The organism is Shouchella oshimensis (assembly GCF_004375095.1).
Lineage (GTDB): Bacteria > Bacillota > Bacilli > Bacillales > Bacillaceae_D > Shouchella > Shouchella oshimensis.
Genome location: NZ_SNUX01000001.1, coordinates 119055 through 136890, shown reverse-complemented (window position 1 = coordinate 136890; position 17836 = coordinate 119055). Strand labels below are relative to the sequence as shown.

Genomic DNA, 17836 nt, shown 5'->3' with positions numbered 1-17836 from the left:
CATGCTCGTTAAAAAACAAATTCGTGGTCTACCTGCGTATGCACCGGGCAAACCAATTGCTGAGGTGAAGCGCGAATATGGATTAGATCATGTCATAAAAATGGCTTCAAATGAAAATCCATACGGAGCGTCACCAAAAGTAGCAGAAAGAATTGCGATGGTTGCAAGCGAAACGGCTATTTACCCTGACGGCTATGGAACAGAGTTACGAGAAGCTTTAGCATCGAAGCATCAAGTAAGTGAAAAGCAAATTATGTTAGGGAATGGATCCGACGAAGTGATACAATTTCTATGTCGTGGGTTTTTATCGTCTAATACCAATACGGTTATGGCGACGCCTTCTTTTTCACAATATAAATTAAATGCAACCATTGAAGATGCTCAAATTATAGAGGTTCCTGTTACAAGCAGTGGAGATCATGACTTAGAAGCGATGCTTGCTGCGATTAACGAGCAAACGCGTATTGTTTGGATCTGTAATCCAAATAATCCTAACGGTGTCGCGTTAAGTCGTGAAGCATTTAGACACTTTTTAGATCGTGTTCCAAGAGAGTGTTTAGTCGTTTCAGATGAGGCTTACTACGAATATGTGACAACCGATGATTATCCTGATAGCGTATCATTGCTTTCTCACTATCCACAATTAGTTGTGTTACGTACGTTCTCAAAAGCGTATGGATTAGCTGGTTTACGAGTAGGATATGGCATTGCGAGTGAGAGCGTTGCACAAGCGATTGACCCTGTTAGACCTCCGTTTAATAACAATGCGATTGCGCATCAAGCTGCTCTAGCCGCACTAGAGGACGAAGCGTTTATTCGATTGTGTAAAGAAAAAAATCAGCAAGAAAAGCAGCGTTTAAGAGCGTATTTTGAGAAAGAGGGTTTCTTTGTGTATCCCTCCGAAACGAATTTCCTTTTAGTTGAGACAGGCATTCCAGGGAATCAACTTTTTCAAGCATTCCTTGAAAAAGGGTTTATTCTTCGTTCTGGTGAAGCGCTAGGGTATCCAACCGGTATTCGTATTTCTATTGGTAGTAAAGAAGAAAATGATGCTTTCTTAGAAGTGGCACCGACCATTTTTAACACATGTAAAACGTAATGAAGTAGTGCAGGGAGGACCACAGCATGACGAACATCTTTATAATTGGTATGGGCCTAATTGGGGGGTCATTGTCCCTTGCTTTGAAACAGGATTTAACTTTTCATCGAATAGGCTTTGATATTTCAGAGGATGAAACGAATATGGCTCATCAGTTAGGGATTATTGATGAGCGTGTAACACGTTTAGAGGATGGGGCTGAACGTGCTGACGTTATTATTATTGCCACGCCAGTAGGTGTGACCATAAAGATCATAGAGCAGCTAAGCACAATGTCCTTGAAAAAGGGTGTTATTTTAACAGATGTAGGCTCGACGAAACGAACGATCGTTGAGCAAGCTGAGCAGCTTTTACCATCTGTGTGCTTTATTGGTGGGCATCCAATGGCTGGTTCACATAAATCAGGAGTGACGGCAGCACAAGAACATTTATTTGAAAATGCGTTCTACCTCTTAACACCAACGGCAAAGACACCTAGGGACCAAATGATATCGTTAAAAAATATTTTGAAATTGACGAAAGCGCGCTTTATTGAACTTGATGCAAAGCGACACGATCGACTTGTTGGTGTTGTCAGTCATTTTCCACATATTGTAGCAGCCGGACTCGTTCATCAACTTGAAAAGATGCAAGCAACAGATGATCAAGTGACCGCGCTTGCTGCTGGCGGCTTTAAAGACATTACAAGAATTGCTTCAGCAAGTCCTATTATGTGGCGTGATATTTTAGTACATAATAAAGAAGAAATGATTCGATTAATGAATGAGTGGCAGCGAGAGATGGATGAAATCCGTGAATTCATTGAAGAAGAAGATCATGAGAGCATTTATTCATTTTTTGCAGGAGCTCGTCAAATTCGTGAGGGGTTACCGCAGAAATCTCGTGGAGCAATTCCAGCGTTTTATGACTTATATGTTGATGTTCCCGATCACCTCGGAGTAGTATCAGACGTGACCTATGTTCTTGCAGAAAATAAAATTCATTTGACCAACATTCGCATTCTCGAAGCAAGAGAAGACATTATGGGTGTTTTACGGTTAAGCTTCCGCTCAGAAGAAGATCGAACGCACGCTCGAACAGTTTTAATAGAACGCCATTACCAAATTTACGAACAATAGTAAGAAGCGTCTGATTGAACAGGTCAGGCGTTTGTATAAAAAAACCCCCTTGAAAACGCTTACGCTTTTCAAGGGGGTTTAGCTATTAAAGCTAAAATGTATGGATAGGAGTGGAGAGAAACCATACGCTAATTAGATAATAAAAGAAAACGCTTACAAAGTCAATACTATTCATAAAAATCTTTTGTTTTTTTTCTGAAACAGAAAGGTTGCCCGTATGACGAATGATCATATAAAATATACGTATACCGTTTGTTATGAAAAGGAGCAAGAACATTTATGTTGAAAGAACATGTTTTTTCTAAAATAGAGGCTGGAAACATTGAAGCTGCCTTAGCGTATATAGCCGAACATGCTTTATCAGATAACCATCAAATTCGGTTTGAAGCGGCTGAGCTCTATTACGAACTTGGGCATATTCGAGAAGCACGAACCATTGTTGAAGAGCTTCGTTCCCTTTATCCAGATGAAGGCTCCTTAGCCATTCTTTCAGCGGAAATGATGATTGATGAAGATCAAGAGGATGAAGCAATTGAATTATTACTAGAAGTTGGCGCAAAGGATGACAGCTTTGTACAAGCGCAACTTTTACTTGCCGATTTGTATCAATTACAAGCTCTTGATGAAGTCGCCGAACAAAAGTTACTTGCGGCATTACAAAAAGACCCTGAAGAAATGATCCTTATCTATGCGCTAGGTGAATTTTATCTAAATCAAGGGGCATATAATAAGGCAATACCGTATTTAAAACAATCTCTTCACGCTCAATTAGGTGAAGTGAACGTTGGGTTATCACTGGCAGAAGCATATAGTGGGAATGGACAATTTGAAGAGGCATTACACTTATACCATCAACAAGAAACAAATAAAATGACCCCTGACCAATTATTCAGCTTTGGCTTTACTGCTTATCAACAGGGTGATTACCCAGTTGTAATTGAACAGCTCGGTGCAGTAAAAAGTTTGGACGCTGATTTTACAAGTGTTTATATGCCACTTGCAAAAGCTTACGAAGCCGAAAATCGTCTAGATGAGGCATTCGAGACGTTAAAAGATGGGATTCGAATGGATGAATTTAATGACCAGCTCCCAATGATGGCTGGTCAAGTGCTGACAAAAATGAACGATCTTGTCGGTGCTGAGCAGTACTTTCGTCAGGCTTTGGCACTAAATCCCTCGAATATGACTAGTATTCAAGCACTTGCTGCACTGTTAAAAGAAGACGAGAGAGCTGAAGAACTACAAGAGCTTGTTGAACACGTTCAAGAGTATGGAGAACATGACCCTGTACTAACGTGGTACCACGCTTTTTCGAAAGCACAATTGGAGTCTTATGAAGAAGCTCGTTTGTTATATGAAGAAGCTGAACCGTTTTTTAAGGAGGATGCCGACTTTTTAATTGAATACGGCTATTTTCTCCTTGAAGAAGGGAAACGAACGAAAGCAGCTGAGTTATTTGGACAAGCGCTTCACGTTGATCCGACAAGAACAGACTTAATTGAGCTGATTGACCAGCTCCAACACGAGGAATGACAAGATTTGTTGAAAAGAATTCAAGTCAATAGAAAAGGGAATGCTGTATCTTAAGGCGAAATGTACAAGAGAATCTTATTTGGTGCTTTTATAAAAGGAAAGGGGAGAAAGCAATTGGGTAGTATTATTCCTGTAATGGATAAAAAGTCTTTTTTGCGTAGTTTCCTCAAACGACATCAATTAAAACGCCGTGAGTGTGCTTGGTTGCTAAATTATTTAATGAACGATGATGGCTTAATGGAACGAGTGCATTTTTTAGACCGTTCCGATGAAACGCCAAAGGCACTTATCATTTCTACTCAAGGAATCGACACCGTTCCATTTTCGTTTCGAAAGCAGCACCACGTGACAACAGACTGTGAAAAAGCGTTTCACGATATTCGCTTAAATCATACAGAAGAGATTTACATTGAACTTCATTTTAAGGATCAAGAACTTCATGCGCAGTACCTAGCGGTACTCGAAGACAACCCATATTTACCAGAAACAAAAGAACGAAAGCAACGCTTTGAATCAGAGGCCAACGTTGTCTTATCTGAGAGCATTCGCCAATTTCAGTTGAACAAAATAAATGATGAAATTAATCAAGCGTTAGATGCACATGATAAAGAAGCGTTTCTCGCTTTAACAGAAAAACTAAATCATTTATTAAAAAACTCCTAAAACAGAGCCCGAAGGCTCTGTTTTTTTTGGTATACTAAAAAAGAGGAAGGAAGTGGTCAGATGCGCTTTAGAACCGAAGACACCGATACATATTTACAATCCCGAGATTACGTCGACACAGCCATTGTACCCCTTGTAAAGGTATCGTTAACGGCAGACATTAAGTCAACTATTCAAGCGACTGAATTTACAACAATTTTAAGTGAGGAAATGGAACGTCAATTTCGAGGACGGGTCATGCTGTTTCCGCCATTTAGCTACAATGATACCGAATCAGCTGAAGCAAAAAGAGAGCGTCTACAGATCTGGCAAACCGAATTAGGGGATGCTGGATTTCACTATATCGTTTTGTTAACATCAGATGCGAATTGGAAGAAGGATGAACAAGCATTAGAGCCGTTGCAATTAGTGTACGTGCCATCCATTGCCCTTGAATACATTGAACAAAAAAACAGAAAAAAAGTCATGGATGATCAAATGCAACAAATTTTGCCGTTAATTACAGGGTTATGGCAAAAAAAACGCTGAAAGCGCTATTCTAACTCATATTGCTTAATGTATGAGGTTATAGTATGATAGTAACGTCCTAGTATTAATCTGTATGATACCAAGCTAAACTTGGTCGATTTTGAACTGTTAGGAGGTTTAGAAGTGAGCGAAAGAGAGCACAAAGTTTCGAGACGGCAATTTTTATCGTACACGCTCACAGGAGTAGGTGGATTTATGGCTGCAGGTATGTTAATGCCTATGGTTCGTTTTGCCCTTGATCCTGCATTAAAAGCAGGCGCTGAGTCTTCGTTAGAAGCGGTATGCGAGCTGGACGATTTAACAGATACGCCTCAGCGATTCACATGGAGCTTTAACCAACAGGATTCTTGGTATGAATCAACTGTTGAGCAAGAAGCTTACATCTATTTAGATGGTGACGACGTTGTTGCGCTTTCATCCGTTTGTACACACTTAGGTTGTACAATTGCTTATAATGAAGATGATAGCGAATTCGCATGTCCATGCCACGGTGGTCGATTTACAGAGGATGGTACAAATGTACCTGGTACACCACCACGTCGACCATTAGATGTGTTTGAAGTTAGTGTTGAAAATGGAACCGTATACCTTGGAGAGGTAAACCGAAGAGACTAGGAGGGACGCGAAAATGCTGCAAAAAATTTATGATTATGTGGACGAGCGTCTAGATATTACTCCTATGTGGCGTGATATTGCGGATCACGAGGTGCCTGAGCACGTTAACCCGGCTCATCACTTTTCGGCGTTCATATACTGTTTCGGTGGATTAACATTCTTCGTAACGGTCATTCAAATCTTGTCAGGAATGTTTCTGACAATGTATTACGTACCAGATATTGTTAATGCCCATGCATCCGTATATTTCTTACAAAATGATGTAGCAATGGGGCAAATTGTTCGCGGTATGCATCACTGGGGTGCGAGTTTAGTTATTGTCATGATGTTTCTACATACTTTACGTGTATTCTTCACTGGTTCGTATAAAAAACCACGTGAGTTAAACTGGGTTGTTGGTGTGTTGATTTTCTTCGTTATGCTTGCGCTTGGTTTAACAGGTTACTTGTTACCTTGGGATATGAAAGCATACTTCGCAACTGTTGTAACACTTGAAATTGCAGAAAGTGTACCGATTATCGGTGATTTCACAAAAGCGTTACTTGCTGGTGGTGACATCGTTGGTGCTGCGACGTTAACGCGTTTCTTTGCCATTCATGTATTCTTCTTACCAGCGGCACTACTTGGACTATTAGGTGCCCACTTTATTATGATTCGTAGACAGGGAATCTCTGGACCTCTATAAGAGAACCCATATTTGATAAAAAAGGAGGGAATTTCATGCATCGAGGCAAAGGGATGAAATTTGTCGGCGATTCTCGTGTAAAATCAGACGGACGTAAAGTGAATGTGCCAAAGGATTACTCGGAATATCCGGGTAAGACGGAAGCGTTTTGGCCGAACTTTTTACTTCGAGAATGGATGGTTGGTGCTGTTTTTCTCATGGGGTTTCTTTGTTTAACCCTAGCCCACCCAGCTCCTCTTGAGGCAATTGCCGACCCGTTAGAAGCATACATACCGTTACCGGACTGGTATTTCTTATTTTTGTATCAATTACTTAAATATGAATTTGCTTCTGGAAGTTTTAATACATTAGGAACGGTTGTCATTCCTGGTATTGCATTTGGTGCCTTAATGCTTGCGCCATGGCTGGACACATCAAAAGAGCGTCGTCCGCACAAACGCCCAATTGCAACAGCGTTAATGTTGCTTGGTGTTGCATCTGTCATCTTTTTAACGTGGGAGTCTGTTGATCAGCACGATTGGGAAACAGCAGCACAACAAGGGCAGCTTGTTATTGCGGAAGATGTTGATTTTGATACCGAGGCTGAAGGGTATGAAATCTATACAAATAACGAATCTTGTATCAGTTGTCATGGTGATCAAATGACTGGTGGTGCAGGTGCTCCAAACCTCTTAGAGACAGAGAAATCTGCTGAAGAAGTGATGGACGTTATTGTAAATGGTCAAGGCGCTATGCCAGGTGACTTGTTTGAAGGAACCGATGAAGAGCTCGAAATTTTAGCAGAATTCATTGCGAACCACGGACAAGATTCTGAGGAATAAGATTAGAGAGAGCCACCTTAGAGGTGGCTCTTTTTACATAGGGGTGTAAAGATGCTTGCGTATTTATTTGGATGGTTAACAAAAAGATCCACGTTGCTACTATTATTGGTCGTAAATGCTCTTGGGACGATCTACGGCTTTTACTGGTATGGGAATCAACTGGCACAAACACCTTGGCACTTTATCCCATTTGTACCAGATAGTCCAACAGCCAGCCTGTTTTTTGTAGTAGTACTAGTTGCATTTCTAATGAAAAAGAACGTAGGTCTCATAGAAGCGTTAGCCGCAGTTACATTGTTGAAATATGGGATTTGGGCGGTTGCGATGAATACGTTTCAAGTAATGGAAGGCGCACCGATGCATTGGCAAATTATCATGCTCAATTTTTCTCACGCTGGTATGGCCCTTCAAGCACTTCTTTTCTTACCGTTTATGCGGATTAAAGCTTGGCACCTTGGAGTTGCTCTTACTTGGACAGTATGGAATGACGTGATTGACTATGTATTTGGGATGCATCCATGGATTAGCCGTGTCATTATGCCTTATATAGATCAAATTGGTGTATTTACATTTTTATTAGGGTTGGCTTCGGTTATGCTTGTTTACTTTTTAAATGTTCGCAAAGGTGCCTTTCGGTTAAACTTGCCTTAACACAACTGGTCTACTCTTGTCCCTCTTCTCATAGACTAACAATCAGAGGAGGGAACGAGCGATGTGGCGAAGAATGTTAGTAGCAGTGATCTTGAGCGTCTTGTTGGTGCCTGTATTTAGTGATGCGGTAGAGGACAAGAACCCAACTTGGAATGAGTTTGATGGCTTAGCCGGTCAATTACTTCAACAACTAAAGCAAGGAGATATAGATAACGCGAAGCAAACCGCTTTAGTGCTGTCAAATGAAATGAATGTCTATCCTTTTTCTGAAGAAGAATGGACTCTTTCATCAATGCGCACACTAGTAACGACATTTGAATCTGCTTATGAGGCGCTGTTTGCAGAGGATGTCACCACGGAGGAGCAAGTGCGCTTAGCAATGGCTCTCAGGCTTAGCACCGATGCTGTTCAACAAGTAAATCAACCGTTGTGGAATCAAATGGATCGACAATTGCTGGATAGTTTAGATCGAATTAGTGCAGTGAATGACCCATTTCAATCGCAACAATACATGTATGAGGTCAATCGTACGTTGCAACTATATGAAACAGTACGTCCTGCTGTATTAATTTCGAAGGGGTATGAGCAAGTAAGTGAGCTTGATGCCATGCACTATAAGCTTCAAGAGCAACAGCTGTCTCAAGTTGAAATTGACAATCATCTCGATGCAATGCGCCATGAGTACTTAACGTTATTTGCTTTCTCCTCAGTTGAAACCGTTGACCCAGGTTTATATGTCGTGATGTTTATGATCGGCACACCGGTATTCTTAACACTTAGCTATGTTGGATTTCGGAAATTTAGGGGGCAACGTAAGAAAGTAAAACAGAACGAATAGAGTGAGCGTCTAGTTTGACTTATTTTGACGTTCATTTTATGATAGAACTATATTTATTAAGCTAAAGAGGTGATTTCATAGTGAGTTTAGGTGGTTATTTAATATACCTCGCTCTTCTTCTTATTATTCCGATGATCGCACAAGGAAAAGTGAAAAGTGCATACAATAAGTATTCAAAAATTCGTAATTCGTCTGGAATGACAGGGGCAGAAGTAGCAAGAAAAATTTTGAACGATAACGGATTACATGATGTAGCCATTGAAGAAACCAAAGGGGAACTTTCTGATCATTATGATCCGAAAGCGAAAACCGTTCGATTGTCTACAAATAATTATCATAAACCTTCTGTTGCTGCAGCGGCAATAGCGGCTCATGAAGTGGGACACGCTATCCAAGATGCCGAGGAGTATGCTTTTTTGAAATTTCGTAGCGCCCTCGTACCAGCAGCTCAACTTGGAACGAGCTTAGGACAATGGCTTATTATGATTGGGTTGCTCATCACCCTTTTTGGATCAGCATCACCAACCATTTTACTAGCAGGGATCGTCATGTTTTCAGCTGCTGTGCTGTTTCAAATTGTGACGTTGCCAGTTGAATTTAATGCTTCTAACCAAGCAATGGCTCAAATGGTATCAAGCGGTATTATTCGTAATGATGAAGAGCGGGAGACAAAGAAAGTATTAAATGCCGCAGCGATGACGTATGTTGCTGCAGCACTTGTAGCAGTTATGGAACTTGCTCGTCTCATTTTAATTTATTTGGCACAGCGAGATTAATTTTAAAGATGCTAAGAAAAAGACGCTAGCGACTGTCGCTAGCGTCTTTTAGTCCACTCGTAAAGGCATCTTGTTATCGTCGAGGGTAAACCCTTCACCAGCTGCTTCCGTTACATCATTTATTGCCATAAACGCATGAGGATCGATGCGATGAACGATCGTACGTAAGCGAACGGTTTCATTTCGTGCAACAACACAATACAAGATTTCTTTATCGTTCCCAGTAAACGAGCCTTTTCCTTTTAATGCGGTAGCGCCTCTCCCCATCTCTCGCAGAATCGCTTCCGATATTTGTTCTAAATCATCTGATATAATAAAAGCAGCCTTAGCGGAGTACGACCCTTGTTGTATGAAGTCAATCACTTTAGCAGCGATAAAAACATAAACGATTGTATACATGGCTTCTCTAAGATCAAGATATAGAAGAGAAATGACAATAACACAGGAATCAAATACTAAGAAAGTTCTGCCAATGCTCCAACCAAAATAGCGCAAGCATAGCTTTGCAATAATATCAGCTCCACCTGTTGTTCCACCGAAACGAAAAACGATACCAAGACCAACTCCAACAATCGCGCCTGCAAATAAAGCAGCCAGCATGAGATCATCAGCTAGTGCTACGGAGAAAGAAATACGTTGAAATAAGTCTAAAAAAAGCGATAAACTAAACGTGCCAATGAGGGTGTAAAAGAATGTTGTCCGACCAAGCATTTTCCAACCAATAAAAAACAACGGGATGTTAATAAGTATGTTTGAAATAGCGGGATTAAACTGAAACAAAAAGTAAAGAAGAAGCGTAATGCCTGTAACGCCTCCATCAGCTAAATTGTACTGCATATTAAAATAAACGAGTCCAAACGCCATTAATGCTGTGCCGAGCAAGATAAATACAATGTTCTTAATGTGCTTACCCATAAAACAGTCTCCTTTACAATCGGTGCTCTACTAGTGTACTCAAACGAAGGAAAAAAAGATAGCAGGCAATGAATTTTAATTGCGGATTTAGCGCGAATTCGCTAGGATAAGGTAGAAGGGAAGTGGACGTATGGATAATCAAAAAACAATGGCCCACATGCAGCAAGAAGTCGATGCCTATATTAGCCAATTTAAAGAAGGTTATTTTAGTCCACTCGCTATGATGGCGAGGCTAACAGAAGAACTTGGTGAACTAGCACGAGAAGTAAACCATACATATGGTGAGAAGCCGAAAAAAGACACAGAAAAAGAAAAAGCAATGGAAGAGGAGTTAGGCGACGTGATGTTTGTTTTGATTTGCCTCGCCAACTCGTTGAACATTGATTTAGAGGAAGCACATACACGTGTCATGAATAAATTTACGACTCGCGATGCAGATCGTTGGACAAAGATAGAAGAAGGAGATCAACAAAATGATTAATATTGTTGTAGCTGGACCGAGAGGAAAAATGGGCTATGAGGCTGTTCAGCTTTGTGAAAGAGATCAAGACTTACATCTTGTTGCAGTCGTTGATTCAAAACATAATGGAAGAACGTTAAATGAGCTAGAAGGCTTTGGTAATCAGGAGGTACCGATTTATTCCGATATGGAAGAGTGCTTTAGCGATCATAAAGTCGATGTGTTGGTTGATCTAACTACCCCGGCTTTCGGTAAAAAACATATGGAGATTGCTCTTACTCACGGCGTACGACCAGTAGTCGGTACAACCGGATTTACAGACAAAGACATTCAAGAATTAACACGGCTTGCTGAAGAGAAAGAGTTGGGAGCGATCATTGCACCAAACTTTGCCATCGGAGCGATTTTAATGATGAAGTTTTCTCAATTAGCTGCTCGTTACTTAACCGATGTTGAAATTATTGAACAGCATCACGATCAAAAATTAGACGCCCCTTCTGGAACAGCAATCAAAACCGCTCAACTGATTGCAACTGAAAGAAAAGAGAAGCAGCAAGGGCATAAAGACGAAAAAGAAGATCTAGCTGGTGCTCGTGGAGCAAATTTTGAAGGCATGCGAATACACAGCGTTAGGCTTCCTGGTAGAGTCGCACACCAAGAAGTGCTGTTTGGCGGCGAGGGTCAACTATTGTCTATTAAGCATGATTCGTTAAATCGTCGAAGCTTTATGCCTGGAGTAAAGCTCTCCATCGAGCATGTGCTCAAACTAGATACCCTTGTTTACGGACTGGAAAATTTAATTGACTAAGAGGTGATAGAGTTGAAAGTTGCGTTAATTGCTCACGATAAAAAAAAGCAAGACATGGTTAACTTTTGCGTTGCGTATGAACCCATCCTAGGAAATCATGAGCTTTATGGAACGGGTACAACTGGTACACGAATTATGGAAGCTACACAGCTACACGTGACGCGCTTTAAATCTGGTCCCCTTGGTGGTGATCAGCAGATTGGAGCACTTGTCGCAGAAGATGAATTTGATCTAATCCTTTTTTTCCGTGACCCGTTAACGGCCCAGCCTCACGAGCCAGACGTAACCGCTCTGATTCGGCTTTGTGACGTGAAAGCCGTTCCGCTTGCAACTAATATTGGTACAGCAGAAGTACTTATAAAAGGACTTGAGCGTGGTGATTTTGAGTTTCGATCTGTTCAAAAAAACAATCGACCAACATTGTAATGTTTCCATTTGTAAGAAAAAGGGATAGATACGCTCTTCCCTTTTTTTCATGACGATAGAAAGGAAGAATAGCATGGCCGAGTATCATTGTGATTTATTAGCAGTAGGTGCTCATCCAGACGACATCGAAATTGGCATGGGTGGGACAATTGCAACATATGTAAAGAAAGGCTATCAGTGTCATTTTTTAACGTTAACACGAGCAGAACTATCCTCCAATGGTGATGTTCATACAAGGCAAAAGGAAGCAGAGGCAGCAGCAAGCATACTTGGTGTTCAACATCGCTTGCAATTGAACGTAAAGGACCGGGGATTAAAAAGCATAACTGAAGCAGACAAAGAGGAGCTAGTGAGACTAATTCGAGCATGCAGACCACGCTTTATTTTTGTTCCTTTAGCAGATCGTCATCCGGACCATGGTGAGTGTGCAACGATTATGAAGGAAGCTATTTTTGATGCTGGGATTAAAAATCGCTTACCAGATAGCGAACCGCACAAAATTGATGCTTGCTTTAGCTATTTTATAAATGGCTTTGCTAAGCCGGATTTTGTGATTGATGTTGGCTCAGTCTATGAAGAGAAAATGACTGCTCTACAAGCCTATCAAAGTCAGTTCCATCCACAAGATGGCGTTTTAACACCGTTAACCGATGAGTATCTTGAATCAGTCATGGCGCGAGATCGCTTGTTTGCAAAAGAAGTTGGTTTAACCTATGCAGAGGGGTTCAAAACGGATCAGCCTCTAAAAATGGCAAATTTATTTGAAAGGTGAATGGACATTGAAACCAAAGAAAATTGGCATTAGCTGTTACCCTACAGTTGGTGGTTCAGGAGTAGTTGCAACAGAATTAGGCAAGCAGCTCGCCTCAAGGGGACACGAAGTTCACTTTATAACAACAGAAATCCCGTTTCGTCTTGACGATAAAGTTTATCCAAACATCTTTTTTCATGAAGTTGAAGTGAATCAATATGCTGTTTTTAAGCATCCTCCTCACGATTTATCGGCAGCAAGTAAATTGGCAGAAGTCATTCGCACTCATGAACTTGACTTCTTACATGTTCACTATGCTGTTCCGCACGCTGTTTGCGCCATTTTGGCAAAACAAATGAGTGGAAGAGGGATTAAAATTATGACGACGTTGCATGGCACAGATATTACCGTACTAGGTTTTGACCCGTCTCTTCAACCGTTAATTCGTTTTGGGATTGAACAATCAGATTGTGTAACTGCAGTCTCGCATGATTTAGTTCGTCAAACGAAAGAATTAGTGGAAACGACGAAAACCATTGAAACGGTATACAATTTTGTGGATGAAGACGTGTATTATCCTAAACCGGTGGAAGGGCTCGCTGCTCATTACGGTATTTCAAAGGATGAACGCGTTCTTATTCACATTTCAAACTTTCGACCAGTTAAACGTATACTCGATGTGTTAAAAAGCTTCTCCCTCATTCTAAAGAAAACAAAAGCGAAATTACTGCTCATTGGAAACGGACCAGAATTACCAATTGCAAGACAATACATAAAAGAACATGGACTTGAGAAACATGTTCTTGTGTTAGGTAATCAAAAACATATCGCCGAGCTTTTATCAATGAGTGACGTGATGCTTTTATTAAGTGAAAAAGAAAGCTTTGGGCTTGTGGCATTAGAAGCCATGGCTTGTGGTGTCCCTGTAGTCGGAACTGCAATAGGTGGTATTCCAGAAGTTATTGAAGATGGAGAGAGTGGTTACCTCGTTCCTGTAGGAGACGTAGAAGCTGTTGCAGATCGAGTGCTTCGGTTGCTACAAGATCAAACAATGCACCAACGCTTTCGAGAGCGTGGGTTAAAGCGGGTAAAGCACGAATTTTACTCGCAACGAATTGTTAGTGAATACGAGCGATTGTACGAAAAGATGTTGCAGGAAGATGGAACCTTGGATGAATAAGCATGTTGAACAATGCCTGCAAAAACTACATGAAAAGGGGTTTGAGGCATACCTCATTGGAGGAGCCGTCCGTGATCATCTACTAGGGCTTGAGCCAAAAGACTTTGATATTACCACTAATGCTTCACCTGAACAAATTGAAGCGTGTTTTCAAAAAACGACACGAATCAATGAGCGATTTCAAACGGTGCTTGTGTATCAGAGCAATCGGCAAATAGAAGTATCGACGTTTAAAGGAGACACTCTTCTCGACGATGTTGAAGCCCGTGATTTTACTATAAATAGTTTAGCGTACAGTCATGAAGAAGGCGTAATAGACTTGGTAAATGGAACAACTGACTTGTCCAATCATTGTATTCGTTCCTATCGTCCAGATGCGACGATGCAGTCTGACCCGCTCCGCATTTTTCGAGCAGCACGATTTATTAGTACATTTGGCTTTGAAGTCGAAGAAGCAACATTACAAGCATGTCAAACGTATGCCAATGGCCTTCGCAGTGTTGCAAAGGAGCGAATAGTAACGGAATGGATTGGATTATTAAAAGGTCGTTATAAACAAAAAGCATTTTCCTTTTTGGAAGCGATTCGATTAGAAGAAGTACTGCCTTTTTTTACCCTTTCTCCATTCGTCTATCATGTATTCAAATCAAATAAGTCTATTTCATGGGATTCGGACGTAAGAGCGCTAACGGAATATTGCTTAATTGCTGGAACAGTAGATGTACTAACTGCTCTCCCGTTTTCAAATCAGATTAAAAAACAAGTGAAGCAGCTTTATCGTTTGTATCATAATCGTCTAAATCAACACTGGACGAATTGGACGTTGTATCAGGCTGGACTAAGCTCGGCAATAGAAGTCGAAAAGATTAGGGAAGACCGAGAAATGGAATGTGAAACAACGGAGAACATAAAGAGTCGCTTTCGAGAATTGCCTATTCAATCAAAATCAGATTTACAACTAACAGGAAAAGACTTAATTGAGGTGGAAAACAAAAAGCCAGGTCCCTGGGTAAAAAGAGCTTTAGAACAGCTAGAAAAGGCTGTAATTGAACGAGTTGTTCCAAATGAACAAGACGCTCTAATCCATTACTATAAGCGAGAGAGTGAATAAAATGAAGTCATTACTTTTGCGACTGCTATTAGCAGGTGATTATGTATCCGGCGAAGCCATTAGTGAACAGTTACATGTAAGTCGCACGGCAGTCTGGAAGCAAATTAACGCATTAAAAGAACAAGGGTACATGATTCAATCAACTACCAATAAAGGCTATAAACTACTGCAGGCCCCAGACACAGTCAAAGCACACGATATTGAAGCAAGAGTTCAGACAAAAACCTTTGGCAAAGAAGTGATTGCGTACGAATCCGTATCATCGACTCAACCTAAGGGACACCAAGCTGCAACAAATGGTCGTCATGAAGGCACGCTAATTGTAGCAAATGAACAGACAGAAGGAAGAGGGCGCTTAGGAAGAGAATGGGTAGTCGAAAAAGGACAGAGCATATCAATGTCTCTTATTTTACGACCGACAATTCCACTTACCCGTGCTCCTCAACTGACTCTTGTTGCTGCTGTTGCTGTTGCACGTGCTATTGAAAAGGTAGCACCTCTTGAGTGTGAAATAAAATGGCCGAACGATTTAATGGTGAATGGGAAAAAGCTTGTTGGTATTCTAACGGAAATGGCAGCAGATCCAGATCAACTTCATTATGTTATTGTTGGAATGGGAATAAACTGTCATCAAGGGGATACGGATTTTCACGATGAAGTGAAAGACGTTGCAACGTCTATTTATGCGGAAAGCAAACAAAAGATAAACCGATCCACATTGATTGCGGAAGTGATGAACGAATTTGAATGGCTTTATGAAAGCTACGTGGATGATGGTTTTCAAGCGATAAAAACATTATGGGAAGCAAGGGCCATTTCGTTACAGCAACGAGTGATTGCTCGTACCCCAAAAGGAACGATTTCAGGATTTGCTTACGGTATTACAGATGAAGGCCAGTTACGATTACGGGAAGAAAATGGACAAGAACATTTGATCTATTCTGCAGACATTGAACTCGACACAACCTCTTAACCCTTGTTATACTGTTGGAGCAAGGGCTGTATCTGCGAGAACGGCACCCAATAACGGATGGGCAAAAAAGCGTCTGTTGCTTCGATTCTTTTAAGAACGGGGACAATAACGATGCTTTTTAACCCCCCTTGCTATTGCAAGGGGGGTTACGCCGTTTCATGCAGTTCAACATCTGAACACATGAAACCGGAGGATGAGACATGAAAACAACAACACACTTTTTACAGATGAAGAAAGATCACGAACCTATTGCGATGCTTACGGCATATGACGCTCCTTCTGCTAAGCTTGCTGAACGTGCTGGAGTTGATATGATCTTAGTTGGTGACTCCTTAGGCATGGTAATGCTTGGTTATGATTCTACGGTTCCAGTGACAATGGATGATATGGTACTACACACAAAAGCGGTTAAAAGGGGCGCGAAAGATACCTTTGTCGTGACTGATTTACCGTTCTTTGCGTACCATAGTACGTTTTCAGAAACAGCTGCCAACGTACGTAGATTAATGCAAGAAGCAGGTGCAGATGCTGTTAAACTTGAAGGTGGAAAAGAAATCGTTGAGACGGTTCGCTTACTTGTGCAAGCTGGTGTGCCTGTTGTCGGTCATATTGGCCTAACGCCTCAATCGGTTGGTGTACTAGGCGGCTACAAAGTGCAAGGAAAAGATCAAGAAACGGCAGAGCAGTTAGTGGAAGACGCAAAAGCGATTGCTGAAGCAGGTGCCTTTGCCATTGTTGCAGAATGTATTCCTCATCAGCTAGGTACAATTTTATCAAAACAAGTAACAGCACCAATTATTGGTATCGGGGCTGGAAATCAAACAGATGGACAGGTGCTCGTTTATCACGACGTCATTGGATACGAATCACCTCGTGTACCGAAATTTGTTAAACAGTATGTGTCTATATCATCGGTTATTGAGGATGGACTTAGTCAGTACGTACGTGAAGTAAAAGGAAGAGATTTTCCGGCACCAGAGCATCAGTACACAATGAAAGATGATGCCTGGTTAACACTCTATGGGGGAACGAAGTAATGCTTGTTGTGACCACCATAAAGGAATTAACGCAAGTACTTGCTCGGTATCGTTCTACCAATCAAACGATTGGCTTTGTTCCAACGATGGGAGCTTTGCATGCAGGGCACCAATCCCTCTTCTCTGCGGCTAGAGAGCGTCATGATGTTGTGGTTGTGTCCATCTTTGTTAATCCGCTTCAATTTGGACCAGGGGAAGATTATGAAACGTATCCAAGGCAGCAATCCCTTGACGAACAAGTAGCAAAAGAGAGCGGTTGTGATGTGTTATTCTGCCCAACTGTTAAGGAAATGTATCCTAGTGGCTATCCACAAGTGGTTCATGTTAAGCAAGGAGCAGACGTGATGTGCGGAAGAAGTCGCCCTGGTCATTTTGATGGAGTAGCGACGGTTGTTTTAAAATTGTTTTCTCTTATCCAACCGAATGAAGCATTTTTTGGTGAAAAAGATGCCCAGCAGCTTGCCATTATTAAGCAACTTGTAAAAGAATTTTTCTTACCAATAATCGTAACAGGTTGCCCTACAGTCCGAGAAGAGGATGGGTTGGCAAAAAGTTCTCGAAACGTTAACTTAACAGCAGAAGAGCGTCGTTATGCGCCTGTGCTTTATAAGGCATTACAAAAAGCAAAAGCATCTAGGAAAAGAGATACATCGGTACTCGTATCCGATGTTCTCGCTACGCTTACGTCTATTCCGGTTGGCGAGATTGATTATGTGGAAGCCTACGAATACCCATCACTAAAGAAAGTAAATGAAGCCAATGCCCTTGTGATTGTGGCGTTAGCGTATCAGTTTCAAAAAGCACGACTAATTGATCATATTGTAATTGATTTTAACAACTGAGGTGAA

The 17836-nt window shown here is 41.2% G+C and carries 21 protein-coding genes; 20 read left to right on the top strand and 1 reads right to left on the bottom strand.

What is annotated here, in order from left to right:
- Window position 1: 1 nt before the first annotated feature.
- From hisC to E2L03_RS00640, 11 genes are all read left to right on the top strand, one after another.
- The gene (gene hisC, locus E2L03_RS00690) at window positions 2–1099 is read left to right on the top strand and encodes a histidinol-phosphate transaminase (RefSeq protein WP_134258431.1); all 1098 of its coding nucleotides are present in this window, start codon (window positions 2–4) and stop codon (window positions 1097–1099) included.
- A gap of 26 nt (window positions 1100–1125) precedes the next feature.
- Window positions 1126–2217, top strand: a complete 1092-nt coding sequence (locus E2L03_RS00685; protein WP_134258430.1) for a prephenate dehydrogenase — start codon at window positions 1126–1128, stop codon at window positions 2215–2217.
- A 279-nt stretch (window positions 2218–2496) separates the two neighbouring features.
- Window positions 2497–3750, top strand: a complete 1254-nt coding sequence (locus E2L03_RS00680) for a tetratricopeptide repeat protein (RefSeq protein WP_134258429.1) — start codon at window positions 2497–2499, stop codon at window positions 3748–3750.
- A gap of 60 nt (window positions 3751–3810) precedes the next feature.
- Complete coding sequence (locus E2L03_RS00675; RefSeq protein WP_367613679.1) at window positions 3811–4413, top strand: ReoY family proteolytic degradation factor; 603 nt, start codon at window positions 3811–3813, stop codon at window positions 4411–4413.
- Window positions 4414–4473: 60 nt separating this feature from the next.
- A complete protein-coding gene (locus E2L03_RS00670) occupies window positions 4474–4941 on the top strand; it encodes a YpiF family protein (RefSeq protein WP_124742142.1) in 468 nt (155 codons plus the stop codon).
- A 123-nt stretch (window positions 4942–5064) separates the two neighbouring features.
- Entirely contained in the window at window positions 5065–5556 is a 492-nt protein-coding gene (locus E2L03_RS00665) for a Rieske (2Fe-2S) protein (RefSeq protein WP_134258428.1), read from the top strand.
- A gap of 13 nt (window positions 5557–5569) precedes the next feature.
- Entirely contained in the window at window positions 5570–6241 is a 672-nt protein-coding gene (gene qcrB / locus E2L03_RS00660; protein WP_035398380.1) for a menaquinol-cytochrome c reductase cytochrome b subunit, read from the top strand.
- 35 nt (window positions 6242–6276) lie between these two features.
- Window positions 6277–7062, top strand: coding sequence for a menaquinol-cytochrome c reductase cytochrome b/c subunit (locus E2L03_RS00655; protein ID WP_134258427.1), 786 nt, complete (start codon window positions 6277–6279; stop codon window positions 7060–7062).
- 51 nt (window positions 7063–7113) lie between these two features.
- On the top strand, window positions 7114–7713 hold the full coding sequence (locus E2L03_RS00650) for a DUF1405 domain-containing protein (protein WP_134258426.1): 600 nt from the start codon (window positions 7114–7116) through the stop codon (window positions 7711–7713).
- Between the two features lie 61 nt (window positions 7714–7774).
- Window positions 7775–8551 carry a sporulation protein YpjB gene (locus E2L03_RS00645; protein ID WP_051667523.1) on the top strand — a complete coding sequence of 259 codons (777 nt, stop codon included), beginning with the start codon at window positions 7775–7777 and terminating at the stop codon, window positions 8549–8551.
- Between the two features lie 80 nt (window positions 8552–8631).
- Window positions 8632–9327 carry a zinc metallopeptidase gene (locus tag E2L03_RS00640; protein ID WP_134258425.1) on the top strand — a complete coding sequence of 232 codons (696 nt, stop codon included), beginning with the start codon at window positions 8632–8634 and terminating at the stop codon, window positions 9325–9327.
- A 48-nt stretch (window positions 9328–9375) separates the two neighbouring features.
- Here E2L03_RS00640 and E2L03_RS00635 read toward each other — a convergent pair whose 3' ends face one another.
- Window positions 9376–10242 carry a YitT family protein gene (locus E2L03_RS00635; protein WP_055737664.1) on the bottom strand — a complete coding sequence of 289 codons (867 nt, stop codon included), beginning with the start codon at window positions 10240–10242 and terminating at the stop codon, window positions 9376–9378.
- Between the two features lie 130 nt (window positions 10243–10372).
- Between E2L03_RS00635 and E2L03_RS00630 the strand changes: the two genes are divergently transcribed.
- The 9 genes from E2L03_RS00630 (at window position 10373) to panC (ending at window position 17830) form a co-directional block, all read left to right on the top strand.
- The gene (locus tag E2L03_RS00630; RefSeq protein ID WP_038480199.1) at window positions 10373–10723 is read left to right on the top strand and encodes a nucleotide pyrophosphohydrolase; all 351 of its coding nucleotides are present in this window, start codon (window positions 10373–10375) and stop codon (window positions 10721–10723) included.
- The gene (gene dapB, locus E2L03_RS00625) at window positions 10716–11510 is read left to right on the top strand and encodes a 4-hydroxy-tetrahydrodipicolinate reductase (RefSeq protein WP_134258424.1); all 795 of its coding nucleotides are present in this window, start codon (window positions 10716–10718) and stop codon (window positions 11508–11510) included. The genes E2L03_RS00630 and dapB overlap by 8 nt, the downstream gene beginning before the upstream one ends.
- 12 nt (window positions 11511–11522) lie before the next feature.
- Window positions 11523–11936, top strand: a complete 414-nt coding sequence (locus tag E2L03_RS00620; protein ID WP_038480193.1) for a methylglyoxal synthase — start codon at window positions 11523–11525, stop codon at window positions 11934–11936.
- Window positions 11937–11985: 49 nt separating this feature from the next.
- The gene (gene bshB1, locus E2L03_RS00615) at window positions 11986–12708 is read left to right on the top strand and encodes a bacillithiol biosynthesis deacetylase BshB1 (protein ID WP_243839495.1); all 723 of its coding nucleotides are present in this window, start codon (window positions 11986–11988) and stop codon (window positions 12706–12708) included.
- 7 nt (window positions 12709–12715) lie between these two features.
- Window positions 12716–13867 (top strand): N-acetyl-alpha-D-glucosaminyl L-malate synthase BshA, encoded by a 1152-nt coding sequence (gene bshA / locus E2L03_RS00610; RefSeq protein ID WP_124742136.1) that lies wholly within the window; start codon window positions 12716–12718, stop codon window positions 13865–13867.
- The gene (locus E2L03_RS00605) at window positions 13848–14978 is read left to right on the top strand and encodes a CCA tRNA nucleotidyltransferase (protein WP_134258422.1); all 1131 of its coding nucleotides are present in this window, start codon (window positions 13848–13850) and stop codon (window positions 14976–14978) included. The genes bshA and E2L03_RS00605 overlap by 20 nt, the downstream gene beginning before the upstream one ends.
- A 1-nt stretch (window position 14979) precedes the next feature.
- Complete coding sequence (locus E2L03_RS00600; RefSeq protein ID WP_134258421.1) at window positions 14980–15951, top strand: biotin--[acetyl-CoA-carboxylase] ligase; 972 nt, start codon at window positions 14980–14982, stop codon at window positions 15949–15951.
- 200 nt (window positions 15952–16151) lie between these two features.
- The gene (gene panB, locus E2L03_RS00595) at window positions 16152–16988 is read left to right on the top strand and encodes a 3-methyl-2-oxobutanoate hydroxymethyltransferase (RefSeq protein WP_134258420.1); all 837 of its coding nucleotides are present in this window, start codon (window positions 16152–16154) and stop codon (window positions 16986–16988) included.
- Window positions 16988–17830, top strand: coding sequence for a pantoate--beta-alanine ligase (gene panC / locus E2L03_RS00590; RefSeq protein ID WP_124742133.1), 843 nt, complete (start codon window positions 16988–16990; stop codon window positions 17828–17830). Before panB ends, panC begins: the two co-directional genes overlap by 1 nt.
- Window positions 17831–17836 lie beyond the last annotated feature (6 nt).

Bases quoted from the DNA above. Each gene is read 5' to 3' on its own strand.
- E2L03_RS00655 (WP_134258427.1), top strand. From the start codon at position 6,277: ATGCATCGAGGCAAAGGGATGAAATTTGTCGGCGATTCTCGTGTAAAA.
- E2L03_RS00650 (WP_134258426.1), top strand. From the start codon at position 7,114: ATGCTTGCGTATTTATTTGGATGGTTAACAAAAAGATCCACGTTGCTA.
- E2L03_RS00685 (WP_134258430.1), top strand. From the start codon at position 1,126: ATGACGAACATCTTTATAATTGGTATGGGCCTAATTGGGGGGTCATTG.
- qcrB (WP_035398380.1), top strand. From the start codon at position 5,570: ATGCTGCAAAAAATTTATGATTATGTGGACGAGCGTCTAGATATTACT.
- panC (WP_124742133.1), top strand. From the start codon at position 16,988: ATGCTTGTTGTGACCACCATAAAGGAATTAACGCAAGTACTTGCTCGG.
- E2L03_RS00680 (WP_134258429.1), top strand. From the start codon at position 2,497: ATGTTGAAAGAACATGTTTTTTCTAAAATAGAGGCTGGAAACATTGAA.
- dapB (WP_134258424.1), top strand. From the start codon at position 10,716: ATGATTAATATTGTTGTAGCTGGACCGAGAGGAAAAATGGGCTATGAG.
- E2L03_RS00670 (WP_124742142.1), top strand. From the start codon at position 4,474: ATGCGCTTTAGAACCGAAGACACCGATACATATTTACAATCCCGAGAT.
- bshB1 (WP_243839495.1), top strand. From the start codon at position 11,986: ATGACGATAGAAAGGAAGAATAGCATGGCCGAGTATCATTGTGATTTA.
- E2L03_RS00635 (WP_055737664.1), bottom strand. From the start codon at position 10,242: ATGGGTAAGCACATTAAGAACATTGTATTTATCTTGCTCGGCACAGCA.
- E2L03_RS00675 (WP_367613679.1), top strand. From the start codon at position 3,811: ATGTACAAGAGAATCTTATTTGGTGCTTTTATAAAAGGAAAGGGGAGA.
- hisC (WP_134258431.1), top strand. From the start codon at position 2: ATGCTCGTTAAAAAACAAATTCGTGGTCTACCTGCGTATGCACCGGGC.
- E2L03_RS00600 (WP_134258421.1), top strand. From the start codon at position 14,980: ATGAAGTCATTACTTTTGCGACTGCTATTAGCAGGTGATTATGTATCC.
- E2L03_RS00630 (WP_038480199.1), top strand. From the start codon at position 10,373: ATGGATAATCAAAAAACAATGGCCCACATGCAGCAAGAAGTCGATGCC.
- E2L03_RS00645 (WP_051667523.1), top strand. From the start codon at position 7,775: ATGTGGCGAAGAATGTTAGTAGCAGTGATCTTGAGCGTCTTGTTGGTG.
- E2L03_RS00605 (WP_134258422.1), top strand. From the start codon at position 13,848: ATGGAACCTTGGATGAATAAGCATGTTGAACAATGCCTGCAAAAACTA.
- panB (WP_134258420.1), top strand. From the start codon at position 16,152: ATGAAAACAACAACACACTTTTTACAGATGAAGAAAGATCACGAACCT.